This window comes from Occallatibacter sp., from assembly GCF_036502485.1.
In the GTDB taxonomy this organism is placed as follows: domain Bacteria; phylum Acidobacteriota; class Terriglobia; order Terriglobales; family Acidobacteriaceae; genus Telmatobacter.
Genome location: NZ_DASXYM010000031.1, coordinates 1 through 23,631 on the forward strand (window position 1 = coordinate 1; position 23,631 = coordinate 23,631).

13 protein-coding genes are annotated in these 23,631 nt (G+C 61.8%); 4 read left to right on the forward strand and 9 right to left on the reverse strand.

The window, feature by feature from the left end:
- Positions 1-422 precede the first annotated feature (422 nt).
- Positions 423-608 (forward strand): hypothetical protein, encoded by a 186-nt coding sequence (locus VGL22_RS05420; protein ID WP_465265875.1) that lies wholly within the window; start codon positions 423-425, stop codon positions 606-608.
- A gap of 62 nt (positions 609-670) precedes the next feature.
- On the opposite strand, the gene VGL22_RS05425 is transcribed toward VGL22_RS05420, so the two are convergent.
- From VGL22_RS05425 to VGL22_RS05450, 6 genes are all read right to left on the reverse strand, one after another.
- Entirely contained in the window at positions 671-2,011 is a 1,341-nt protein-coding gene (locus VGL22_RS05425) for an APC family permease (RefSeq protein ID WP_465265876.1), read from the reverse strand.
- A gap of 250 nt (positions 2,012-2,261) precedes the next feature.
- The gene (locus VGL22_RS05430; protein ID WP_465265877.1) at positions 2,262-3,344 is read right to left on the reverse strand and encodes a hypothetical protein; all 1,083 of its coding nucleotides are present in this window, start codon (positions 3,342-3,344) and stop codon (positions 2,262-2,264) included.
- Positions 3,341-5,014, reverse strand: a complete 1,674-nt coding sequence (locus tag VGL22_RS05435) for an HD-GYP domain-containing protein (protein WP_465265878.1) — start codon at positions 5,012-5,014, stop codon at positions 3,341-3,343. The genes VGL22_RS05430 and VGL22_RS05435 overlap by 4 nt, the downstream gene beginning before the upstream one ends.
- On the reverse strand, positions 5,011-5,775 hold the full coding sequence (locus tag VGL22_RS05440; RefSeq protein ID WP_465265879.1) for a hypothetical protein: 765 nt from the start codon (positions 5,773-5,775) through the stop codon (positions 5,011-5,013). Before VGL22_RS05440 ends, VGL22_RS05435 begins: the two co-directional genes overlap by 4 nt.
- A 220-nt stretch (positions 5,776-5,995) precedes the next feature.
- Positions 5,996-7,255 (reverse strand): phosphoserine phosphatase SerB, encoded by a 1,260-nt coding sequence (gene serB / locus VGL22_RS05445; protein WP_465265880.1) that lies wholly within the window; start codon positions 7,253-7,255, stop codon positions 5,996-5,998.
- A 924-nt stretch (positions 7,256-8,179) separates the two neighbouring features.
- Positions 8,180-8,737, reverse strand: a complete 558-nt coding sequence (locus VGL22_RS05450; RefSeq protein ID WP_465265881.1) for a YceI family protein — start codon at positions 8,735-8,737, stop codon at positions 8,180-8,182.
- A gap of 385 nt (positions 8,738-9,122) precedes the next feature.
- Here VGL22_RS05450 and VGL22_RS05455 point away from each other — a divergent pair, with 385 nt between their 5' ends.
- The gene (locus tag VGL22_RS05455) at positions 9,123-11,579 is read left to right on the forward strand and encodes a TonB-dependent siderophore receptor (protein ID WP_465265882.1); all 2,457 of its coding nucleotides are present in this window, start codon (positions 9,123-9,125) and stop codon (positions 11,577-11,579) included.
- 65 nt (positions 11,580-11,644) lie between these two features.
- Positions 11,645-12,766 carry a PepSY-associated TM helix domain-containing protein gene (locus VGL22_RS05460; RefSeq protein WP_465265883.1) on the forward strand — a complete coding sequence of 374 codons (1,122 nt, stop codon included), beginning with the start codon at positions 11,645-11,647 and terminating at the stop codon, positions 12,764-12,766.
- Positions 12,767-12,835: 69 nt separating this feature from the next.
- Here VGL22_RS05460 and VGL22_RS05465 read toward each other — a convergent pair whose 3' ends face one another.
- Together VGL22_RS05465 and VGL22_RS05470 are read right to left on the reverse strand one after the other, a co-directional pair.
- Positions 12,836-15,469, reverse strand: coding sequence for a tetratricopeptide repeat protein (locus VGL22_RS05465; protein ID WP_465265884.1), 2,634 nt, complete (start codon positions 15,467-15,469; stop codon positions 12,836-12,838).
- Entirely contained in the window at positions 15,466-16,083 is a 618-nt protein-coding gene (locus VGL22_RS05470; protein WP_465265885.1) for an ECF-type sigma factor, read from the reverse strand. The genes VGL22_RS05465 and VGL22_RS05470 overlap by 4 nt, the downstream gene beginning before the upstream one ends.
- A gap of 402 nt (positions 16,084-16,485) precedes the next feature.
- On the opposite strand from VGL22_RS05470, the gene VGL22_RS05475 reads away from it, so the two are divergent.
- On the forward strand, positions 16,486-21,306 hold the full coding sequence (locus VGL22_RS05475; RefSeq protein WP_465265886.1) for a beta strand repeat-containing protein: 4,821 nt from the start codon (positions 16,486-16,488) through the stop codon (positions 21,304-21,306).
- Between the two features lie 123 nt (positions 21,307-21,429).
- Here the strand turns inward: VGL22_RS05475 and VGL22_RS05480 are convergent.
- Positions 21,430-23,631 (reverse strand): ADOP family duplicated permease (locus tag VGL22_RS05480; protein WP_465265887.1); only part of this gene is annotated, 2,202 nt, incomplete at its 5' end.

Sequence of the window (23,631 nt, forward strand, 5' to 3'; positions counted from 1 at the left end):
GGGATGGCTGTGAGCGCGGTCACGTGAGATGCGGGGAAAGAGGGACAAAGGGAAAGAGGGAAAGAGGGACAAAGGGAAAGAGGGAGAAAGGGACAGAGGGAGAAAGGGACAGAGGGAAAAAGGGACAGAGGGAAAGAGGGAAAGAGGGACAGATCCGATGGCGCGGGGAAGGTTGGGATGACTGGGATTGCTGGGTGAGGGGAGGGGGTGGGTATGGAAGATCGTATCCCGCCCCAGCAGAGCCTGGACGGGGCACCCGGCATCCGGCATCCGGCGCCCGAGAGGGCGGTTGCCGGGCTGCACTTTCTCATTGCCTCTGGGTGCGGCTTTTGCTACCTTCAGGTCACTCCCTCTGATCGACCGGGTGCCTCTCAATATCTGAATTCCAGCCGGCGCTTCCTCCGCGTGCGGGCGAGGTTGTTATGCCGCGTTGTATTCTCTGCGATGAATGGGCGGGTCCGGACTCCGACCTGCACGACCACTGCGCCATCGAATTCAAGCGGCAGATGCAGCAGCTCGGCCCCTTTGCACGTCTGCTCCGCCGCACCCGCCGCGCCGCACGCTTCCTTTACGCCATGATTTCGGGCTCAACGGCGGGGACGCAGTAACAGGCAACAGGCCTTAAGAGACAGGCAACACGCATCAGGGATTGGGCAGGCGCCAGCGGGATCTATTCGATATCGGGGAGTGCGGAGACTTTGCCGCGGACTGTTTTGCGTAGCCACGCCAAGCCATATACGGGGATGCCGGCGGCGGCGATGAGGAGCGCGAACATGAGCGCCGACATGTGCGCCTGCTGTTCATTGCGGGCCAGGTAGAGCGCCACGCCGATCAGCACGGCCGGGCACAAGCCCAGCAGCACGGGCACCCATTCCGGGCCGGGGATGCGGAAGGGCCGGGGCAGGCCGGGCTCTTTTCTGCGCAGCACGATGAGGGCCAGAAACTCGAGCACGATGGAGAGGCCCCACAGCAGCAGGTCGATGGTGATCAGGCGCTCGAAGGTGAGCCCGAGGGCCAGGGCCCAGCAGGTTCCGCAGGCGAGGATCGCGACCCACGGCGCGCCGTTCCGGAGCCGCCGGGTGAACACCGCCGGGAGGTATCCATCCACCGCCAGCGCATGCGGAAGGCGCGTGTACGAGAGGGTGAGATTGCTGAAGGTGCCGAAGTTATCGAGACTGCCCGCAACCACGATTGCACCCGCCAGCAGGCCGCCGCCGACGATGCGGCCGGCGTCGACCCAGGCGCCGGTTGAAAACATCTGGGCCGGGATGCCGGCCCAGGCTACAGCGGCGATGGGGATGATGTAAGTCATCATGACCATCAGCGCGGCGGTCAGCATGACGCGCGGGTAGTCGTGCTGGGGGTTGTCGACCTCGTGCGCAATGGTGGTGGCGTTGTCCCAGCCCATGTAGTTCCACAGGGCTACGAGAAAGGCGGTGGCGAAGTCGGGCGCGGCGGGGGGCGCCATGGCGGCGTGTCCGCCATAAGGGCCTTGTATGCCTTTCATGCCCAGGTAAACCGCCAGCGCAATCAGCACGAAGTAGGGAGACAGCGCGACGAACCAGAGCTTGACGGAGCCCTCGCCCACGGCACTGGCGCCGCGCAGGTTCCACAAGAGGGCCGAGGCTACGACGAGCAGTTCCAGCAGCAGGGCGCGATGGCCGGCGGTGAGGGCCGGCGCGATGCGGCCAAGGTAGAGCACAAACGTGGTGGGGTAGACGGCCATGTCGAACACCGACGCGGCGAGGGAAAGCCAGGCCTCCTGAAAGCCCCAGAAGGGCCCCAGCGCGCGCCGCACCCAGACGTAGAAGCCACCTTCATCAGGAATGGCGGCGGCCAGTTCGCCCAGCATCAGCGCGGTTGGGAAGCTCCAGAAGAAGGGCAGGAAGAAGAGAACCAGCAGAGCGAATTTATACCCGCCGAGGCCCACCACGTCTTCGAGTCCGTAGGGGCCGCCCGAAACCATGAAGTAGGTTGCGGCCAGCAGCGGAATCATCCGCAGCTTGCGCATTCCGCCCGCTTTGCCTAACAAGCCCTTTCGCCGCACCCGACCTCCCAGGGGACAAAACCAGAGTCAGTATGTCTTGTTGATCCCTCGCCGATGGCTGCGCGTTGATGGCAGGGACTCTGTGCGGTGGCTACGCGGCCAGGCACTCTGATTGGCTCGAGGCCGCGCCTTCCGCGGCCCATGAGGATGACTCTGTTCTGCCAGCATTACACAAGATGCGAACCGCGGGGGTGGACGCCGGCGAGGGCGAGATTTACCTGAGGCTCAGCGATTTGTGGAGCGTGGTAATGAACTGCACCGCGAAGCGATTGTCGTCCGGCTCGCCAGCACTGCGGTAGTGCACGCGTTCGTATCCCACCTTCACAAGCTGAAGGCGGTTGGGGCGGAAGCCAACGACGGATTCGCCGATGTGGGTTGCACCTTGAGCGGAGTTGCAGGTGTAGGAATAGCGGCCGGCCACAAACCAGCGCGGGCCCAGAACCTGCTTGAGCTCGCCGTATGCGGCAGACTCGTGAAAGTTGGGAATCGCCTTGTAAGGCATAAGGAAGCGTTGCAGCTCCGCGTAGACCCGGGTGTGGTTGTGGGCCCAGTCGATGTCCATCCCGACGGCGTGTGCCGGCAGGGTGCTGGGGTTTGCTTCGCCGGGGAAGAAGTATGGATATTCGCGGTAGAGATAGGGCCCCCGGTATCCTGAGACGCCCACGCGCAGACCCTGGCGGATGGTGTAGCCGCCCCCTCCGGCCCAGTTGCCGTACTGGTCGCGCGCAAAGAGGCTGCGCGGATTGGCCGGTGAGGAGTTTGCGAACTGGAGACGGCCATCGAAGCGGCCACGGGTCGCGTCCACCTGCGCGGCTGCTACGCCCAGCATGGAAACGGGCGTGTAGTAATAGCCGTAAGCGGGCGGAAGGTCAATCAGCGCGTTGTCGGCGTCGTCGTAGCGCAGCACGAAGGAGCCGAAGGCGGTGGACATCTGGCCGGCGCGCAGCAACAGCGAGCCGCGCGGAGAGACGCGCGAGTAGTTCATGGTGGCTTGCAGCACGCGGCCGTAGGCGCCGTAGCCTTTCTCGTCGAGATCGTCGAAGTAGTAGGGCCGGGTGACGCCCTGGAGGGCGGCGGTCACGTAAAAGTTGTCATTGAATTTGACGGTGGGGTAGAGCACGGCGCGGCCGCCCGGAACCAGAGGCGCGCCGTTGCGCGGCTCTTCGGTGAGTTCTTTCGAGCCCACCACCTGGGCGGTGAACGTGCCGCGGAGGTCGAGGCCGGAGTTTGCCTCCTGCGCGCGGATTGAACCGGCCAGCACGCCTGCGAACATTGCTATACAGAGGGCGCGCTTCATCCGACTGTCACCTCAGCATCCATGTCTATCGCAGCATGCAGGGCGGGGGCAGAGCCGTTCGCGATTCCCTGATGGGCAATCGCGACGAAAGCTTCGACGATGCGCGGATCAAACTGAATGCCGGCGTTTCTCACAAGTTCGGCCAGGGCGTTGTCATCGCACATGCTGCGGCGATAGGAGCGGTCGGTGGTCATGGCATCGTAGGCATCGGCCACGTGGATGATGCGTGCGTCCACGGGAGTCTCTTCTTGTCGCTGGCCGAAGGGGTAGCCGGTTCCATTCCAATTCTCGTGGTGCAGTTCCACAGCGGAGAGGTAAGGGGCAAACCCGCCCACGCCTTCGAGGATTCTGCGTCCGATGACCGGGTGCTGCTTGACCAGCGCAAACTCCTCGGCGGTGAGGCGGCCGGGCTTCTGGAGCACGGCGTCCGCCACGCCGATTTTGCCGATGTCATGCAGGAGCGCGCCGATACGGATGCGCGGCACGTCCTCTGGGGAGAGGCCCAGCGCGGAGGCCAGGGCGCAGGACAACTCACTCACGCGGCGGCTGTGGCCGGCGGTGTAGGGATCGCGCGCGTCGAGGGCGCTGGCCAGGGATTCCACAAACTCCAGGTATGCCGAATCGAGACGCTGTCCCGATTCGCGCACCGAAGTGGCAGCGCGATGGTAGATCTGAGTCAGCTCATGAATTTCGGCAATGGAGGACCGAGACTGCGGCTCGAGGTCCGGCAGCGTTCCGGTGGCCACGCCATCGCGGAGATGCGCCACGATGGCAGCGATGGGTTTGGCAATGGAGCTGGATGAGGCCATGCTGCAGAGGAGCGCCACGACGACGCAGATCAGGGCAAGCGTGGCAAAGACTCCGTTCAGGCGAGACTCGATGGGCGCCGTGGCCGCGTCGACATTCTCCAGACTGAGGAGGGTATAGCCGTCGCCGTAGGTCTCAATGGGGAGGGCGATCCAGTTTCTGCCGGTCATACGGAGGTCGCATTCCGAGTGGGGGTCGCAACCGGCAAGGGATTGTTCCGCCTCGACGAGGCTGAGCCCCGGCACATTGGATTGAACCGCCTTGCCATTGCGCACGAGCACGGCGTTGGTGGAGAGATCGCTCAGGTCGAAGAACTCGCCCAGGGTGAGGCGGGCGATGTTCTCCTCGTCCTGATCGAGGGGGACGGAGCCTGCCTGAATGAGGTGTCCATCGATGAGCAGCAGCCCCGCGCGGCTGACGGTCAAACCAGGGATTGCCAGGGGGACGAGCTCACTGCCGGACGAGTTCGGCTTCCCTACGGCTCTGCGCAGCACCCCTGCCATGACGCGGCCATCGGGCTGCGAGACCAGCATGAGATCGAGTCCCATGCGTTGGCCGAGCTCTCGCAGCTGATCCTCAACGGTGTGCCGGGCATTGTCGTTGGCTGGATAAGCGCGCAACAGTTCGAAGCCCGCCTTCAGGGCGGTGTTCTCGCCCGCGATTTTGAGGGATCGGCTGTTCTGGAGTGCAGCCCGCGCATGAGCCGACGCGATCGCCGCCTGGCGCTCGCGCAATTCGGCGCGAAGGCCACTGCGTACGGTGGACTTGACCAGATGCTGCACCGTCCAGAAGCTGCCGCAGAGCAGCACCGCGAAGGGCAGGAAGCAGAGCAGGAAGGCGTGGGTGCGGAGACGCGTTTTCACCGGGACCCCGCATCCTGTTCAGCACCGCCGGCCGCGCGGCGGTCCTTGGGGTCATCGTCGATGGGGATAAAGAAATCGGCAGTCGCGTTCTGCCCGTCTGCCACGTTGATGCTGGTGCGGAAGAAGCCGGCGGTTTTGTGCCAGGCGACGACGGTGTAGCGCCCGGGCGGCACATTGGGAATCTGGTAGTGGCCGGTCCGGTCAGGGCGCGCATACCAGCGGTTCGGTGTGACCACGACAGTGGCGGCCATGTTTGGGTGAAGGCGGCAGTACACGTCCACAATGCCGGGCCGGGAGAACGCTACCGTTTTGGTCTGTCCCTTGTCGTAGCTGCCGAGGTCAAAGGATTTGGTCTTGGAGAGCGAATAGATGTTGTGAAAGATGGGGTCCATATTGGGGAAGGAGACGGTGGATCCGGCCGGCACAACGACGAGGTCAGGAACGAAGCGGCGATCGACTTGCTGGACCTCTACTTTGGCAGGCGGGGCGGATGCCTGGTCCGCGGGTGCGACGGGTTCGAGGTAGACGACCACCCGGGAACGCTCAAATACCAGCGGATCCTGTTCGGAGTTTTTTCCCAGCTGCACCGCGGGCCCGCGCTGGTAGACCGAGACGGAAGCAGTCACACTGGGACGAGTCAGGCGTTTTTTTATAAGGATGGTTCCGGATACGCTCTGCGCGCCGGCTGCTGCCTGGATGAGCAGAATGGCGCTGGCCGCGAGGACGCGCATGGAGTTGATGCGAAGCGTTCTTTCAGTCACCCTGATGCCTCCGGCCGCCGAACTGTTCCGATTCCGAACTGATCTCGAGGACGGGGCGGGGAAGTCACGTTCATGGCATTCCGCCACCGCGCTCACGCAGGCTCGACGTGCGGAACCGGGAAAGTTCAGGCGCTGGGTTCTCAGGATGACGTTACGTGCGGGGAATGGGGCTGGGAATAGCACGAACCGGGAATGGCTCTTACCCGGGCGGGGCGACGGATCAGGCGGGGATGCCGGAGACGACGGGCTCGTGCTGGTCGAGGTCCCACTCGCGCACGCCGATGAGGTAGAGCAGGCCGTCGAGGCCGAGGGTGGAGATGGATTGGCCGGCTTTCTGGCGGACCAGCGGTTTGGCGCGGTAGGCGATGCCCATGCCGGCGAGGTTGAGCATGGGGATGTCGTTGGCGCCGTCGCCGACAGCGACACACTGCTCGAGCGAGAAGCCCTCAGCACGGGCGATCTCCGCGAGTTTTTCGGCTTTGCGCGCGCCGTTCATGATGGGGGGACGGACGCGGCCGGTGACGGCGCCATTTTCGATTTCGAGTTCGTTGGCGTAGACGTAGTCGATGGCGAGGCGGCGCTGAAGGTCATGCGCGAAGAAGGTGAATCCGCCGGAGAGGATGGCGGTTTTGTAGCCCAGCAGCTTGAGGGTGCGGACGAGGCGCTCGGCGCCCTGGGCGAGGGGGATGGTGTTGAGCAGCGAAAGGGCGCGCTGGGCGGGGAGGCCTTTCAGGAGGCCGACGCGGCGGGTGAAGCTCTCGTCGAAGTTGAGCTCGCCGCGCATGGCGGCTTCAGTGATCTGGACGACCTGATCGCCGACGCCGGCCATGCGCGCCAGCTCGTCGATGACTTCGCCCTGGATGAGGGTGGAGTCCATATCGAACGCGAAGAGGCGGCGATTGCGGCGGAAGATGCTCTCGCGCTGGAAGGCTACGTCGATGGAAAGCTCTTGCGCGGCCTGGAGGAACTCGGCGCGCATGGCGATTTCATTGGCTGCATCGCCGCAGACGGCGAACTCGACGCAGGCGTCGCCGGCGAGGTCATCACCGGGATCGGCGGGGGCCAGCTTGCCGCTCAGGCGATCGATGCGGACGATGGTCATCTGGTGGCGGGCGATGATGCCGCTCACGCGGGCCAGTTCGCGCGCGGTGATGGAGCGGCCCAGGACGGTGATGATGAAGTGGTGCTGCTGGAGGCCCTGGGCCCAGTGTTGGAGAGCGTTGCGCGGGATGGCGCGGAAGCGGGTCTGGAGGCCGAGGGCGTGGGCGCTGGCGGTGAGGTCGGCTTTGACGGTAGCGAAGGGCTCGCCGGGGGACTCAACCAGGATGCCGAGGGTAAGGGACTCGTGGACTACGGCCTGGCCGATGTCGAGAATGTGGACGTTGTGCCGTGCCAGGATGCCGGTGAGCGCGGCGGTCTGGCCGGGAGCGTCGTGGCCGGAGAAGTGGATGAGGATGGCTTCGGGGCTGGCGGTGGGCATGGGCTAGTTCAGTTTACGGGAGGGCGGCCGGAGCGGGGGTATCCCGCGGCCGTCGTTTCGGCCGAGTGATTGCGGGGAGGAAGATCTGGCTGAAGATTCGAACGGAAGCCGTTTCGTTTAGCTGTCTGTTGCAGGGGCTTAAGCCCGGAAACAACACAAGGAGCAGCTTATCGGCCCGACTGAAGTGGTGCCCTCTTTACAGGCGCAAGCCGGTAAACCTACAAGGGTCATGCGCTTGCAAAAGCCGATGAAATTATTGCGCTAATTTTGAGCTGCGCCTTTCCACCAGACCGTGAGTAGCCGAAGCTTCCGCATGGGCGGTGGACACATCCGGAGCGAGATTTGTGGCTGCGGAAGGGCGTGTGGGATGCCGCGCTGCGTGGCTTCCAGGACGATGACACAGGCTGATAACCGAGCCGTCCCACAGTATTCCCGGAGTTAGGGTTGTTTAGTGGCCGACTCGGAACTAATGCCGCACGAAATTCCCAAAGACAACCGCGGATCCTTCACTGCGTTCAGGATGACATGGTTTTGGGGGCAGCGGACACGCAGCGGACACGGCATTGTGGCTGCGGAAGGGCGTGGCGGCTGCCGCGCTGCGTGGCTTCCAGGACGATGACACAGGCTGATAACCGAGCCGTCCCGCAGTATTCCCGGAGTTAGGGTTGTTTAGTGGGCAATTGGGAAGTTTCGCCCCATGCATGCAGCCGTCTTGGACCGGAATTTGTGCTCATTTGTGCTAACGATTGGACATTGTGGACTTCTTGGATATCCAGGAAGTTGAAAATATATAGTTATCTATTTAAATACTCTTTTAAGTCGTGCCCTTTTTACAAGGCATTTCCGTTCCTCAGTGAAGGCGTGCCGTTGTTCAAAGCGACTCCGTTCTTCACTGAGGTGGTGTCTTCAGTGGCGGCTCGCTTGTCAGGCCTTGATGAACTGGATTTCGAGGGTGATCTGGACGTCTTCGCCAACCAGGATGCCGCCGGTTTCGAGGGCTGCGTTCCAGCTGAGGCCGAAGTCCTTGCGATTGATTTTGGTGGTGGCGGAGAGGCCGATGCGGGTGTTGCCCCAGGGGTCTTTGCCGGGGGCGCTGGGGCCTTCAACGGCGAAGGTGACGGGCTTAGTGGCGCCGTGGACGGTGAGGTCGCCGATAACGGAGTACTCGCCTTCACCCTTCTTCTCGACCTTTGTGGACTTGAAGGTCATAGTGGGGTGCTGCTCGTGGTGGAAGAAGTCGGGTGACTTGAGGTGGGCGTCACGCTGGGCATCGCCGGTGGCGAGGGTGCTGATGTCGATGGAGGCTTCGACCTGGCTGCGGGTGGGGTCGGCGGGGTCCTCAGTGAGGGTGCCGGTGATGCCGTTGAAGCTGCCCTTCACGTTGGAGATCATCATGTGCTTGACCTTGAATTCGGCGCTGGAGTGCGCGGGATCGATATTCCAGGTGACGGTGGGAGCCGGGGTGGGGGTGGTGGTTGCCATAGGGGTGTCTCCTTTTCGTTCTCTTGGATGCGGCAGGATGATGTTCGTTGCAACAACTATTTAACGGAAACATATCACACATCCAGTATGTATTAAGGCACAATGCCAGCTCGGTCCGGGGGAAGCTGGTGCATGGAACTGGAGAATCTGGGTTGTGACGGGGGTCACAACTGTGGGGCAGTTCGGTTGAAGTCCGACCAAAATTGTCGTATTTTAGAAATGCAACCGAATTAAGTCTATTGTGACTGAATTTTTTGGCTGGCGCCCCGCCATTGAACTTTTGGCGAAGAGCATGGCGGAGCGGCCAGAATCGACAACCGAGCGGCTGGCGATGTGCCTCTCAGCATAGGCGCTTTCGCCTCCGCATGCAAGAGAGGACCGTGGCATGACTACGTGGCAAGTGCCTGTTTCCAAGCGGGTTATTGAATTTTCAGTGGCCTGTTTCCTGTTGTTTCTGCTTCTTACCTCCTATGCAAAGGCGCAGGGCCGTTCCGAGGCCGGCGCAAGTCTGCTTCATTCCGCCATTTTCTCTGACACAACGGAGGGAGCGGGGGCGCCGGAGTGCAGCGTAGCAGCCGGTGCTCCGGTGCTGTGGCAGATTGCTGTGACGGACGGAAGCGGCGCCGTTGTGCAGGGAGCGCGGGTGCGGCTGCGGTGCGGCGCCCAGGCAATTTCAGGCAAAACCGGAGCGGAAGGGCAGTACGCGACCCAAATCGCGCCGGGGTCGTGGCTGATGACCGTGGAGTCGGCAGGCTTTGCACCGGAAGAACGCCTGGTGGTTGTAGAGGCGAGCAATGAGACGCTGGCCGTGGCGCTGAGGGTGGGCTCGGCGTTGGATACGGTTCATGTCACGGCGGATGAAAAGTACGTGGTGAACAGCACCGAATCAGGCCTGAAGATGGAGCTTCCGCTGGCGGAGACTCCGCAGGCGATCACGGTGGTGGGACGCGAACTGCTGGACGCGCAGGGAGCGGTGAAGCTGGACGATGCGCTGAAGAACTCGGCCGGCGTGATTGCGGGCGGGTACTACGATGGGTGGGACTACTACCGCATTCGCGGTTTCGACGCGTCCTTCAACACCTATATTGATGGACTGCGTGGCGGCAATGGGGTGATGGAGGAGACGTGGGGACTGGAGTCAGTGGAGGTGCTGAAGGGACCCTCGTCGGCTCTTTACGGGCAGAGCGTGCTGGGCGGGCTGGTGAACATTGTGACGCGCAAGCCTGTTCCCGCGGCCTTTGCGCATGTGCAGTTGACGGCGGGCTCGTTCAATTTTCTTGACCCGGCGATTGACGTTGGCGGCTCGCTGAATCGCTCTCACACGGTCTACGGCCGACTGGCCGCGCTTTATCACTCAGGCGACACGTTTGTGGACTACACCTACCGGCACCGCTACTACTTTGCGCCGTCGCTGACGTGGCGGCCGACGGGGGCGACGGCGCTCACGCTGATGGGACGTATCCAGCGCGATAACGGCCGCCAGGGTATGCCGATGCCCGCCATTGGCACGGTTTTGCCCAACGTGAATGGGATGATTCCGATCAATCGCTATAACGGCGAACTCGAAGCCAATGCCAACAAGATGTCGCAAGCCAACCAGCAGTTCGGATACCAGTTCGTGCATTCCATGGGTGAACATTTCTCGCTGAACCAGAATGCGCGGTTTGCCTGGTACCAGGAGGATTGGAACCGCATCTACTATCCCGGATTTCTGGGAGCCGACCAGCGCACACTGTACCGCTATCCGCTGAGCTGGCATGGGCCATGGCAGACGCACGAGGTGGATACACACTTCGATGGGCATGGCAGCTTCTGGGGCATGGATCATGCGGCGTTGCTGGGATTCGATTTCTATCGCAGCCCATCGACGGGCGCGGGCTCTTCGATCGACTTTTCCGATCTGTCGCAGTATGAGCCGCTGGATCTTTTCGACCCGGTGTATGGCGCCAATCCGGTGCGGCCGTTGTCGCTCTACACCGACGATCACACGGTGACGCAGTACGCCGGGACTTATCTGCAGGATCACATTCGTTTGCCGCATCAATTCACGGTGACGGGCGGAGGACGGCTCGACATTGCGAAGAATGAAAGCGCGGGCCTGGCGAACCAGAACGGCAGGGGTTGGACTCCGCGGCTGGGTGTGACGTGGCAGGCGGCGCAGGCGACCACCTTCTATGCAAGCTTCAGCAAGTCGTATCTGCCGCAGTCGGGCCAGGTGTATGACGGCTCCGCCAGTGGAACGTATCTTGCGCCCGAGCGTGGACAGCAATGGGAAGGCGGGGCCAAGAACTCACTGTGGGGTGGACGGGTGCTGGCGAACCTGGCGCTGTTCCAGCTCAACCGGAAGAATGTTTCCACTTCCGATCCATCCCATCCCAATTTCTACCTGATGACTGGAGAGCAGCGCAGCCGCGGCGTCGAGCTCGAAGCGACGTTGCATCCACTGACGGGCTGGAACCTGACGACGGCCTATTCCTACGTTGACGCGGAGGTGGTGCACGATACGACGCTGCCCGAGGGAACGCCTACGCTGAACGCGCCGAAGAATTTGTTCAACGCGTGGACGACGTACGAGATTTCGAGGGGAGCTGCAAGGGGTGTCACGTTTGGGATTGGAGGGCGGCACTACACGGATCAGTCCGGAGATCTTGCCGACTCCTTCAGGTTGCCCGGCTATGGGATTGTTGACGCTTCTCTGACGTACCGGTACAAGCATTCGAACTGGCAGGTCAACGGATACAACCTGGGCGATGCGCGTTATGCGAGCGGCTCTTACAACGACCTCTATGTAAAGCCGGGCGAGCCGCGCACGGTTCGCGGAACTGTCGCGTGGAATTTCTAGCAAGCGCGGCGACGCAGCAAGAGCCGTCTATATCAGCGGCTCATGCTGCGGCCGGAGAGAGTCAAGTGCTCGAGACAGTTCTGCTTCATCCTCGCAAGCTGTGGGTGCGCAAGGCGCTCTTCCAGGTGCACTTGTGGGCGGGTGTGCTGCTGTCGCTTTATATGGTGGCGATCAGCCTGAGCGGGTCGATCCTGGTGTTTCAGGACGAGATCCGCAGGGCTGCCCTGGCCCGGCCGCCACTGGAACTGTCGCGCGTTGCTCCCATCAGTGCCGTGGTGGCGCGCGTGCAAAAGCAATTCCCGAGGGGGCGGCTGACCTTTGTTGAATTTCCGCAAGCAGAGAATCCGTGGTGGACCGTGTACGTGGAGGATGCGCACGCAAACCGGCGGATGATCTACGCCGACCCGGCTTCAGGAATACCGGTTGAGCAAACGGGGCGGCTCTTCATCGATTTCGTGCTCGACCTGCACGTTTATCTTCTGGCCGGCCAGACGGGCTTTGTTGTCAATTGCATTGCCGGTTCAGGGTTATTCGTGCTGGCGCTCACTGGCGCGATCTTGTGGTGGCCAGGTGTGAAGCTTTGGCGGCGAGCGCTGACCGTGTCATTGAAGCACCGATGGAGACGCGTCAACTACGACCTGCATAACGCGGTGGGCCTGTGGACGCTGCTGATTGTGAGTTGGTGGGGCATCACGGCGATCTACTTCCTGTTTCCGCAACAGGTTGCATCGGTGGTGAATGTGGTTTCGCCAGTGAGGTCAATGAAACCGCCGTTGCCGCCGAGGCGGGAGCCCGGCTCCGGTATCGCAACGGTGGATGCCATTGTGGGCGCTCTGCCCGCGTCGGCGTCCGAGCATCTGAGCGGCGTGGCGCTGCCCGGCAAACCCGGTGACGATGTGGCAGTCTACGTCGACCGCGGCGCAGCAGGAGATTTTTCGCATCGCGACATCTTCACGTTCGATGGCCGCACCGCGAAGCTGCTTACTGTGTGGCATTACGGCGAGAAGCAGTCACTGGGCGACTGGATTCTGTGGCTGATGTATCCGCTGCATTTCGGCACGGTGTGGGGAGGGGGTGTGAAGGTGTTATGGGCCGCGCTCGGATTGTGCGTATCTCTTTTGAGCGTGACCGGCTTGCTGATGTACTGGAACAGGAAACTGAGCAAGCTGTTCAAGGTGGCCGCTTAAGGCTTCTATCGCGCAAGTAAGTGCCGCTCGCGCGGCCCTATTGGTGATGGAGAGTCTCGATGGCGTTTCTTAGTTTGCGGGGAGTGCGGCAGTGGCGCTGTTGTTTCCCGTGGGCCTGTGGGCGGCGTTATCGCCGAGCGCAGTACGCGCTGCGGCGAGATCCTTTCGTCCAGCAGCCATAAAAGCGTTGTCCGCGGGGACGAGTTTCTGAAGAGTTGTGTATCCCAGCAGGGTTTCCTTCTCTGCCTCGATATATCGTTTTTGTCTCAGCAGGGCGCGCCCCAGTTTTAAATGGGCGATGGCGGTGTTGAGATGGTCTGCGTGCACTGTGTGCTCAAAGACCGCCACCGCCTGGCGATACATGGCTTCGGCGCGTGGATAGTTCTTCTCGCCCATGTACACACTGCCGAGGTTGGAGAGCCCGACTCCAATGAATTGATGATTCTCGCCGTAAACGCTTCGCCAGATTTGGAGTGCCCTGGAGAAGTCCGCCTCCGCCTCGTCATAGCGATCAAGGTTATAAGCGAGCGATCCCAGTTCATTGAGCGCGGATGCGACGGCGGGGTGGTTGTCGCCGTGGGTGGCGGACTGAATCTGAAGAGCCCGCTGCAACAAAGGCCGCGCGTCGTCGAACTTGTTCTCGGCGATGAGGGTGCGGCTCAGCGAGGTTAGATTGCCCGCGGTCTGAGGATGATCAGCACCATACCACGCCTCAGTGATGGAAAGTGCCTGGCGATAATCGCGTTCGGCCTCCGGGAGCCGGCCCAAGGCGTGTTGAATGGCGCCGAGGTTATTCAAATCTTCGGCTATCTCGGGGTGGTGCTCGCCGTAGAGTGTGCGATGCGTGGCCAACACCTTCTGATTAAGGCTTTCCGCAATGGTGTAATGGCCGGCGTAGAAATGCGCATTGGCCAACTCGCGCATGTTGTTTGCGACTGCGGCATTCGCGTTGTCCGCATGCGGCTGGGAGTCAAGTGCCCTCTGCAGCTGGTCAATCGCTTCAGGATACTTGCCCTTCGCTTCCAGCACCGTTCCCAGCGCCACCATGTCGGAAGCAACGAGGGATGGATAGCCCGAACGGGTAGGTATTGGCGTGGTGCGATCGATGTCCAGTCCTGCGCGAACCAGGCTTTCGGCCTCATCCAGTTTGGCTTCGTCCATGCGCACCAGGCCGAGCGCCACCAGCGTCTGGGCCACCTTGGGCGCACGAGGTCCCAAAGCGGCGCGGCGCTTATCCAGGGCGGCTGAGAGCAACGGATCGGCGTGTTGAGGATCGCCAAGGCGGCGATAGATTCCTCCCAGGGTCTCCCACATGTCCGCCTGCATTTCAGGATCGTTTTCGAGATTGGCGGCTTGTTTGCGGCCACGCTCGAGGAGCACGGAAACGCGCAGGTCCTCTGCCGGTCCGGCGCTCGCGTCTCCACCCTGGAACAGGTCGGTTGTGAACTGCTGGATCCGTTCGGTACGTTGCGCTTCAGCCAAGGCAGCGTTGCGCGCAGTCTGCAGGCGCACTGTGTAAAACCCGATGAGCGCGGCCACCAGCAATGTGGTTGCAGCGGCATAGGCGAACGCAACGCGATTTCTGCCTACGAATTTCCGGAAGTGGTAACGCCAGCTCTCTGCCCTTGCGGCCAGCGGGCGCTTGGACAGAAACGCATCGATGTCGCGCATCAGAGCTTCCACTGACGGGTAGCGGCGTTCCACTTCGGGTCGCATCGCGGTTAAGCAAAGCACGTTCAGATCAGCCCATTCGTTTTTGCTTACCGGAGCGCTGAAAGACGCCGGCGCTGCCAGGGAAGATGGCTTCACCGGCTCAGGGGGCCGGTTACGCAGCCCCTCGAACGGCAGCTTACCGGTGAGCAGTTCATACAAAAGAACCCCAAGCGCATAGACATCGGTGAAGACGCCTATGGGCCGGCCTTCCTGCTGCTCCGGAGCGGAGTACGCCGGGGTCATCGCGCGCAACCCCGTGATGGTTACGGTCTCGTCGAATTCGTCGAGGTGTTTGGCGATGCCGAAGTCGAGCAGCTTCACGGCACCATCAGAGGTTACGAGAACGTTTGTTGGCTTCAGATCGCGATGGATGACTGCGCGCCCGTGAGCGTATAGAACCGGCTCGCAGACGCGGCGGAACAAGCGCAAACAATCCTGAACGGTGCCGCGATGCTCAGCCCAATGCTGCGTAAGCGGCACGCCTTCGACATACTCCATTACGAACCACGGGGTTCCGTCTCTCAGGGTATCGGCATCGTAGAGGCGTGCAATGGCGGTGTGATTCAAGCCTGCCAGCGTTTTCTGCTCGCGGGTGAAGCGGCGTCGGCGTGCTGGAGACAGGCTGGCATCGCGCAGGAATTTGATTGCCACGAGGCTGCAAACATCGGAGCGCTCTGCAAGGTAGACCACGCCCATGCCGCCTTCTCCAAGCATCCGAAGAATCCGATAAGGACCTATCTGCTGCTCCAGTTGAAAGCTATCGTCCGCATTGTCCGGGGTCAATCGGGCGGCCAGTTCCGCAAGATCGCGATCAACCACGCCACTGGCGTTGCCGTCTTCCTCCAGGATCTCGCGCACATCGGCTTCGAGCGACTGATCGCTGCCGCACAGTTGCCGCAGGACTTTCTCCTGTTCGTCAGGTTTAGACTCAGCCACCGCGTGGAAGATGGCTTGCACTCGTTCCCAGCGTGTCTGATCGGGGGTGTTCATGCCATGAACGGCTGGGTGCCGAGGTTGCGCTTGATTTCGACTGCCAGCTTGGCGCGGGCGGCTCGCCAGTCACGCAGAACAGTCGCCTCTGAGGTGCCGAGCAATTGCGCGAGCTCTTCGGTAGTGAGTCCCCCGAAGAATCGCGCCTCCACCAGGGCAGCCTGTCGGGGAGCCAGCCTGGCAAGAATATCGAGAGCGGCATCGAGCGCCAGGACATCTTTGTCGCCGGCGTCGGGGGATTGGATCCCGGCTACCACCGTCTCATCGAAGGTGACACGGCTCGCTGCCCCGCGGTGCTGCGCCTGCCGCCGCCGCGCTGCGTCCACCAGCACCTGCCGCATCGCTCCGGCTGCAATCCGGCGGAAGTGCAGCGGCGTGGTGGCAGCCAGTCCGGGCACCCGCGACAGCTTGAGCCACGCCTCGTTCACCAGCGTAGTGGGACTGAGACTGGCATGCGGGTCACTGCGGCGCACTGTGCGCGCCAGACGCCGAAGGTCCTCATAGGCAAGGCTGAAAATGTGATCAAACACCCGCCGTTCCATGTGGGCGTACTCGTTCGACGAGAGCGCCGTGGCACAGATAACCGGAGAGTTCGAGAAATATTTCTCTTCCATGACGGTTTCCGAGGGGTGTTTTACGAATGGATGAATGGGCCTGATGAACGGGGATAGCAGGTACCTGATGTTAATGCGGAGTTGTCGCCGGGATCAACCATTTATTTCCCAACGCGAGACCGGAGTTCAGACTTCTCCGTAGTCACATCCATCGGTGACCTTACGCACATTACCAGTCATAAACCGCGACTGAATGGAATTACAAGGCCTGTAAGACGTGTTTGCCGTGGCTTCGTACGTTGACGGCGCTGTGGATTCAGTTTCGCCGGGGGGAAAGGCACCACTGCTGCTTTTAGCCATCGACATTCCCATAAATGACTTCTGCTGTTTGGGTCTAATCCCATTGCTCCGGTCGCTTCTCTAACTTCCGCAAAAACAAAAAAGGAGTTTTCGGCAATGTTCATGCACAACTCTCTCCGCCCGATTCAGTCTCTCTTTCCAATGCTCTCCGCGCGGGGGCGACAGGTCACTGGTTTTGGGTCGCGGCGACATGCGTGGTTCATCCTTGCCGCTCTACTCCTGGCCGCAGCCTTGCCGTCTGCAGCGACCGCGCAGAGTTTTGCGCCTATCGCGCCTCTTAGCTTCACCAAGACCTTCGGCGGCGGCGATCCGCTTCCGCAGATGATCATGGTTGCCAGTACAGGGACTAATTTCAATTTCGGTGTAACGGCCACAACTACTACGGGGGGAACCTGGCTCACCGTTACTCCGAGTGCATATGGCTGCTGCACGCCGACCCCCGGGGCCGTGACCGTGAATGTCAATCCGCTTGTAACGCTGGCCGCCGGAACTTATACAGGTCAGATCCTGATAAAGGGAACGACCGGAACAGCGTCGATCACAGTGCCGGTTACTCTCACAATTGAGGCCGCCACATCAACTTATTTTGACCAGGTGGCGGGTGGACTCACATTCACCATGCAGACAAACACCGGCCAGCCGCCCTCGCAGGCTCTCCAGATTCGCAATGCCGGCGCGGGCACGCTTGCGTGGACAGCAACGGGCTCCACCTCGGATGGCGGGGCGTGGCTCGTTCTTTCGGCCGCCAGCGGCACGGCTCCCTCCACCCTCTCAGTGGGGGTAAACGTACAGAAGCTTCCGGGGCTCGGCCTGACCGCAGGCACGTTTGTCGGTCAGGTTCTCCTCAAGACCACGGGAGATTCGGTCACAGTTCCGATCACTGTCTCGGTCGGCGATTCCGTGATGCGCCAGGTGAATCCACTCAGCTTCAACAAGGTGTATGGAGGGAACAATCCTCTGCCGCAGGTGATTACCGTCGCCAGCACCGGTTCCAACTTCGACATCAACGCCGTGGCTCTCAGTTCCACCGGAGGCAGTTGGCTCTCTGTCACTCCCAGTGCCTACGGTTGCTGCACGCTCACACCGCAGACCATCACGGTGGCAGTGAACCCGGCTGTCACTCTCGCCGCCGGCACTTACATGGCGGAGGTCGTCGTCAAGTCGAACACGATCAACCAGGGCCTATCCATTCCGGTCACCCTCACGGTTAATGCCAATACAGCGACGTTCTTTGACGACACACCCGGCGCCCTCAACTTCTCAATGGAGACAGCCGGCACCACTCCCTCGGCGCAAATCATTCAGGTCAACAATGCAGGGGTGGGCACGCTGGCCTGGACCGCCGCCGCTACCACTGCGGACGGTGGCGCCTGGCTGAAGCTTTCCGCGGCCAGCGGTAACGCGCCGGCGGTCCTTACCGCCTCCGTGGTGCCAGCGTCACTGCCCACCGCTGGTCTCGCGGCCGGCGTCTTCGTGGGCCAGATCCTGCTGCGCAGTGGCGACAAAGCGGTCACGGTGCCGGTCAGCTTCACTGTCGGCGCGGCGGTGTTTCGCGAAGTCGGCGGCCTAAATTTCACCAAGACTTATGGCGGAGCTAACCCGCTTCCGCAGGTCGTCACGATCGCCAGCACCGGAGCTAACTTCGATTTCAACGCGGTCACCTCCAACTCCACAGGCGGGAGCTGGCTGACCATCACGCCCAGCAGTTACGGCTGCTGCACGCCCACGCCTTACCAGGTCACCGTCACAGTGAATCCGGCGGTCACGCTTGCGGCCGGAACCTACTCGGCCCAGATCATTGCCAAATCCAATGACGGGGGCCAGGTGCTCGCGATTCCGGTAACGCTCACCATCATGCCGGCTACGGCAGCCTTCTTTGACGCGCTGCCCGGGCAGTTGTCGTTCGCGATGGTGACCAAGGGCAACACGCCACCGCCGCAGCCGCTTGAGATTCGCAACGCCGGAACAGGCGCGCTGAGCTGGACCGCATCCTTCAGCACGACTGACGGCGGCAGCTGGCTTGCGGTCTCACCTACCACAGGCGTTGCGCCGGGAGTCGCATCGGTCAGCGTGATCCCCGCCAATTTGCCCGGAAAGGGGCTCATCGCGGGCACGTTCTCAGGCCAGGTCACGCTGCAGTCCTCCACCAATCGCGTTACGATTCCGGTTACGTTTGCCGTGGCTGACTCGGTGTTCCGCCAGATCAATGCGCTTGATTTCACCAAGACGTACGGGGGGCCGAATCCGCTGCCGCAAGTTATCACGGCCGCAAGCACCGGGGCAGACTTTGACTTCAGTGCGGTTGCGGTGAATTCCACCGGCGGCGCGTGGCTCTCGATCACACCGAGCAGTTATGGCTGCTGCACGCCCACTCCACGCGTGATCACTGTCTCAGTAGCTCCGGCGGTAACTCTGGCAGCCGGCACTTATACGGCAGAAATTATTCTGAAGTCGAACAGCGGCAGCCCATCCGTGGTTGTGCCTGTCACACTGAACGTCAGCGCCGCAACCACTCCGCATTTCGATGATGTGCCAGGCGGCATCAACTTCTTCCAGGCAACGAGTGGAGCCGCGCCGGCTGCAAAGTCCTTCACCGTCCGCAACGCCAGCACGGGTCTCCTGAATTGGACTGCGTCTGTGACCACGTCGGACGGGGCCGGATGGCTTGCCATCTCCGCTGCCAAAGGAACGGCCCCGACCAATCTGACAGTCTCCGTGAATCCCGCTGCTCTTCCCGGCCAGGGACTTACCGCGGGCTATTTCAGCGGGCAGATCGTGCTGCAGACCGCCGGCGACAGGGAAACCATCCCTATAACTTACGTGGTGGGAGCCGCTGTCTTCGCATCCATTCCGCCCGTCAACTTCAGCAAGGCTTTTGGGGCCGTTAATCCTGGTGCGCAGGTAATCAACGTGTCCAGTCTGGGCACCAACTTTGCCTTTGCAGGCCTGGCAGCGAGTTCCAACGGGGGCGCGTGGCTGCAGATCACCCCATCTGCGTATGGGTGCTGCACAAGCACGCCCCTTGCGGTTACGGTAACGCCGGTTTCTTCCACCACGCAGGCGGCCGGCACGTACGTTGGGGAAATCATCTTTACCTCCGACGCCGGAGGGCAGGTGCAGGTGGTGCCGGTCAACCTCACCATCAACAGCGCCACTGCGACCGCAACGCCGGTCATCTCTCCGGCTGCTGGAACTTATACCACGGCGCAGCAAGTGACCATCACCGACGCAACACCGGATGCCGCCATCTACTACACCAACAACGGAACCACGCCCACCACGGCATCCACAATTTACAGCGGTCCTATTGCCGTGAGCGCCACCACAACGATTAAGGCCATCGCCGTCGCGCCCGCATTCGGAAGCAGCGCCGTGGCTTCAGCGACCTTCACGATCAATCAGAATGCAGCCGCGCCGGTTATCTCGCCGGCGGCCGGAACTTACACAACGGTGCAGACCGTCAGCATGACTTCATCGACCACCGGCGCGGTGCTCTACTACACGCTCGACGGAACTACGCCAACAACCGCATCGACCAGGTACGCCGCGCCTTTCTCCGTGGCGAAGACCGAGACCGTCAAGGCGATCGCTACGGCCACTGGCTATCTCGCGAGCGCTGTAACTACGGCCGCTTACACCATCAATCTGCCCACCGCGGCCACGCCCACGTTCTCACCCGCTGCTGGCGCATACACCGGCACACAAAACGTCACCATTACTTCGACGACGACAGGAGCCGCCATCTATTACACAGTGGATGGGACCACGCCGACGACCGCCTCGACCAAGTACACAACACCGGTGTCAGTGGCCAAGACGGAGACGGTAAAAGCGATCGCTACAGCGACGAACTACAACCCCAGCGCGGTTGCGTCCGCAGCGTACACCCTCACTGCTGTCACGCCTACCTTCTCTCCCGCGGCCGGAACTTACACTACGGTGCAGACCGTCACTATCTCTGATGCCACAGCAGGAGCAATCATCTACTACACCGTAGATGGTTCCACTCCCACAACGGCCTCGACCAAGTACACCGCGCCCATCAGCGTGACAAAGACTGAAACCATCAAGGCGATTGCCACCGCCACCGGCCTCACCAACAGTGCCGTTGCGTCGGCAGCCTACACTCTCAACCTGACCGCAGCTACGCCCACCTTCTCACCCGCGGGGGGGACGTACACGACGACACAGGCCGTCACTATCTCTGACGCGACCTCCGGGGCCGTTATCTACTACACGGTCGACGGCTCAACGCCCACAACCGCCTCAGCGAAGTACACCGCGCCCTTGAACGTAACGAAGACAGAGACCATAAAGGCCATCGCCACCGCGACCGGCTACAGCAACAGCGCGGTGGCAACCGCCACTTACACTATCAACACGGTGCTGGCCACACCGACCTTTTCTGTGGCGGCCGGCACTTATCCCGCGGTACGGCTCGTGGGTATCAACAGCACTGGGACCGGAGTCACGATCTACTACACGGTGGATGGCACAACGCCTACCACTGCATCCGCCAAGTACACCACTCCGATTGTCGTCTCGAAGAGCGAAACGATCAAAGCTCTCGCTACAGCCACGGGATTCACCAACAGCGCGGTCGCCTCCGCGGCCTATGTCATCATCGGCTCGCCGACTGCGCTGGCGTCTCCGGCAACTGCTATCGCTACACCCGCGGCCACACTGAACGCAATCGTCAACTCGCAGGGCCTTGCCGGATCCTACTACTTCCAATATGGGATTACCGCCACGACTCTCACTACCAATACGGTCGGCACTTCCCTGCCTGCCGCCACAACCGCGGTTAACGGCGCTGCAGTGCTGTCTGGCCTTACCACCAAAACGACCTACTACTTCCGTGTTGTGGTCACCACGGCAGGGGGTACCGCTACTGGCGCGGTTTTGAGTTTCACCACGAACTGACCGGATGAACGAGTCGTGCCGGTTTCTTCAAAGGAACCGGCACGACGGCTATCGCTCCATTCAATGCCGCGCCGGAAGGCGACTGGTTGATGCGGCACGATGGCTTTCCTTGCCGGGCGACCGCTAGTCCATGCGCAAAGCCTCTGTCGGATTGACCGAGGAGGCGCGCCGCGCAGGGATCCAGGTTGCGATGAGGGAAACCAGGATGAGCATGATGGGAACGAGCGTGAACGTGACGGCGTCATGCGAACTGATGCCGTAAAGGAAGCTGGATGCGATCTTCGCCAGCATCCAGGCGGCGGGCCAGCCCAGCGCCAGGGCCGCCAGGGTCAGCATCAATCCCCGGCGCAACACCAGGCGCAGCACGGCTGCGGGCCGCGCGCCCATGGCCATGCGGATGCCAATCTCCCGGGTGCGCCGACTCACTGAGAAGCTCATCACCCCGTAGAGGCCCACCGTGGCCAACAGCAATCCAATGCCCCCGAATACCCCAAACAGCATGGCCGCGACCCGCGGCAGCACGTAGGCGGTCCGCACGTGCTCATCCATTGTTTCGACGTTGTAGACGGCCATTGCCGGATCGAGCCTGGAGACTGCGCGACGCAAGGCTTCCGCCAGCCCCGTGGGATTGCTGTGGCTGCGCACGACCAGCGTGTATCCCATCATTGAGGGGTCGGCGGCGATGCTCTGCTCGAGCGACCGGTAGAGAATGGGACGCGTCTCCTCGCCCAAAGTGCGCGACTTCGCGTTGCCTACAACGCCGATGATCCGGTAAGTCCACCCTCCGCCATCGATATGTTGCCCGATCGCGTCAGCTCCTCCAAACAACTTATCGGAGAAAGCCTTGTTAATCACCGCAACGCGCGGACCATCGGCAGTTTCGTGACTGAAGTCGCTGCCGGCTAGACGCGGCGTGCCAAGAGCGTCAAAGTATCCGGGCGTGACCATAAAGAGATCCGCCGACAGAGACGGATCGCCGACTGCCGAGTGCCCGCTGCGGGTGAAGCCGTCACTGCGATTGCCGCCGGAAAGCAAGGGCACATCAGTATTCACCGCGACATCAACTCCCGGCAGCGCCGCTGCGTCCTCGCGCAGGTGCGCCAGAAAGGCGCGCGTCTTTTCGGGCGAATATCCGTTCAAGCGCGGATCGATGGACAGCAGAAGCAATCCCCGCGGGTTGAACCCTATATCGATCTGCGATGCCCTTTGCAGACTCCGAAGGAACAGTCCCGTAATCGCGAGAAGAACAAGCGCCATGGCCACCTGAGCAATCACCAGCAGATTGCGTGCGGTGATGCGGCTGCCGATCCTTGTAAATCCGCTGTCTCCTTTCAAGGCATTGGCGATCCCAGGCCGCGAAGCTGTCCAGGCAGGCGCCACGCCCAGCAGAAGGCCGCATAGAACGCTCAGCAGAAATGTATAGGCAAGCGTCCGGCTGTCGACGCTCACGCGCAGATCGAGCGGAATAGGAGCGGGCAGGCGAAGCGAAGACAAGGCCGCGGTCGACCATAGCGAAAGCAGCACCCCTGCCACTCCGCCACCCAGCCCCATCATCAGGCTTTCCAGCAGAACCAGTCGCAACAAGCGGCCGCGGGTGGCTCCCACAGCCAGCCTCACGCTCATCTCGCGCTGGCGGTTCAGCGCCTGGGCAAACAGTAGATTGGCCACGTTGAAGCCGGCAATCGCGAGCAGCAGGAGGACGATGATGGCGAGGGCGGTGAGGAACAACAGGGCTGTGGGGCGCTCGCGCGGAGGCAGCGAACCCGCCTGCTCGAACACGAAGCGATTGCCTTTGTCGGTTGCGGGATAACTTGAAGCCAGGCGGTTGGCAATGGTGCTGAGTTGGGCAGCCACATCCGCTCGGCTTACCCCGGACCGCATGCGGCCGATGACCGAGAGCCAATGATACTCGCGCGAGTCGTGCGGAGGCAGGCTAGCCGCCAGTTGCGGCGTCATGCCCAGGGGAACCCAGAACTCTGCGTTGAGAATCTGGTCGATGCCATGAAAGGCAGTTGGAGCGATGCCCGTGACGGTGAAGGTGTGTCCGGAGAGCACCACGGCTTTGCCGACTATCTTCTCGTCGCCCCCGAATTGGCGCTTCCACAAGCGTTCACTCAGGACAACAACAGGTGTTTCATCGTCGCCGTCTGCGAATCCCGCACCCATGACCATGGGCAGCTCAGCCACACGGAAGAAGTTGGGGGTCACACCCTGGCCCCACACGCGCTCCGGCTCCGAGCCTCCGCTGATCGATGCCGGAATCAGATCGAAGTACGCTGCAAGGTCAGAGAATACTGTTGCCTGGGAGCGCACATCGGAGAACCC

Bases quoted from the DNA above. Each gene is read 5' to 3' on its own strand.
- VGL22_RS05420 (WP_465265875.1), top strand. From the start codon at position 423: ATGCCGCGTTGTATTCTCTGCGATGAATGGGCGGGTCCGGACTCCGAC.
- VGL22_RS05425 (WP_465265876.1), bottom strand. From the start codon at position 2,011: ATGCGCAAGCTGCGGATGATTCCGCTGCTGGCCGCAACCTACTTCATG.
- VGL22_RS05430 (WP_465265877.1), bottom strand. From the start codon at position 3,344: ATGAAGCGCGCCCTCTGTATAGCAATGTTCGCAGGCGTGCTGGCCGGT.
- serB (WP_465265880.1), bottom strand. From the start codon at position 7,255: ATGCCCACCGCCAGCCCCGAAGCCATCCTCATCCACTTCTCCGGCCAC.
- VGL22_RS05450 (WP_465265881.1), bottom strand. From the start codon at position 8,737: ATGGCAACCACCACCCCCACCCCGGCTCCCACCGTCACCTGGAATATC.
- VGL22_RS05455 (WP_465265882.1), top strand. From the start codon at position 9,123: ATGACTACGTGGCAAGTGCCTGTTTCCAAGCGGGTTATTGAATTTTCA.
- VGL22_RS05465 (WP_465265884.1), bottom strand. From the start codon at position 15,469: ATGAACACCCCCGATCAGACACGCTGGGAACGAGTGCAAGCCATCTTC.
- VGL22_RS05470 (WP_465265885.1), bottom strand. From the start codon at position 16,083: ATGGAAGAGAAATATTTCTCGAACTCTCCGGTTATCTGTGCCACGGCG.
- VGL22_RS05475 (WP_465265886.1), top strand. From the start codon at position 16,486: ATGCACAACTCTCTCCGCCCGATTCAGTCTCTCTTTCCAATGCTCTCC.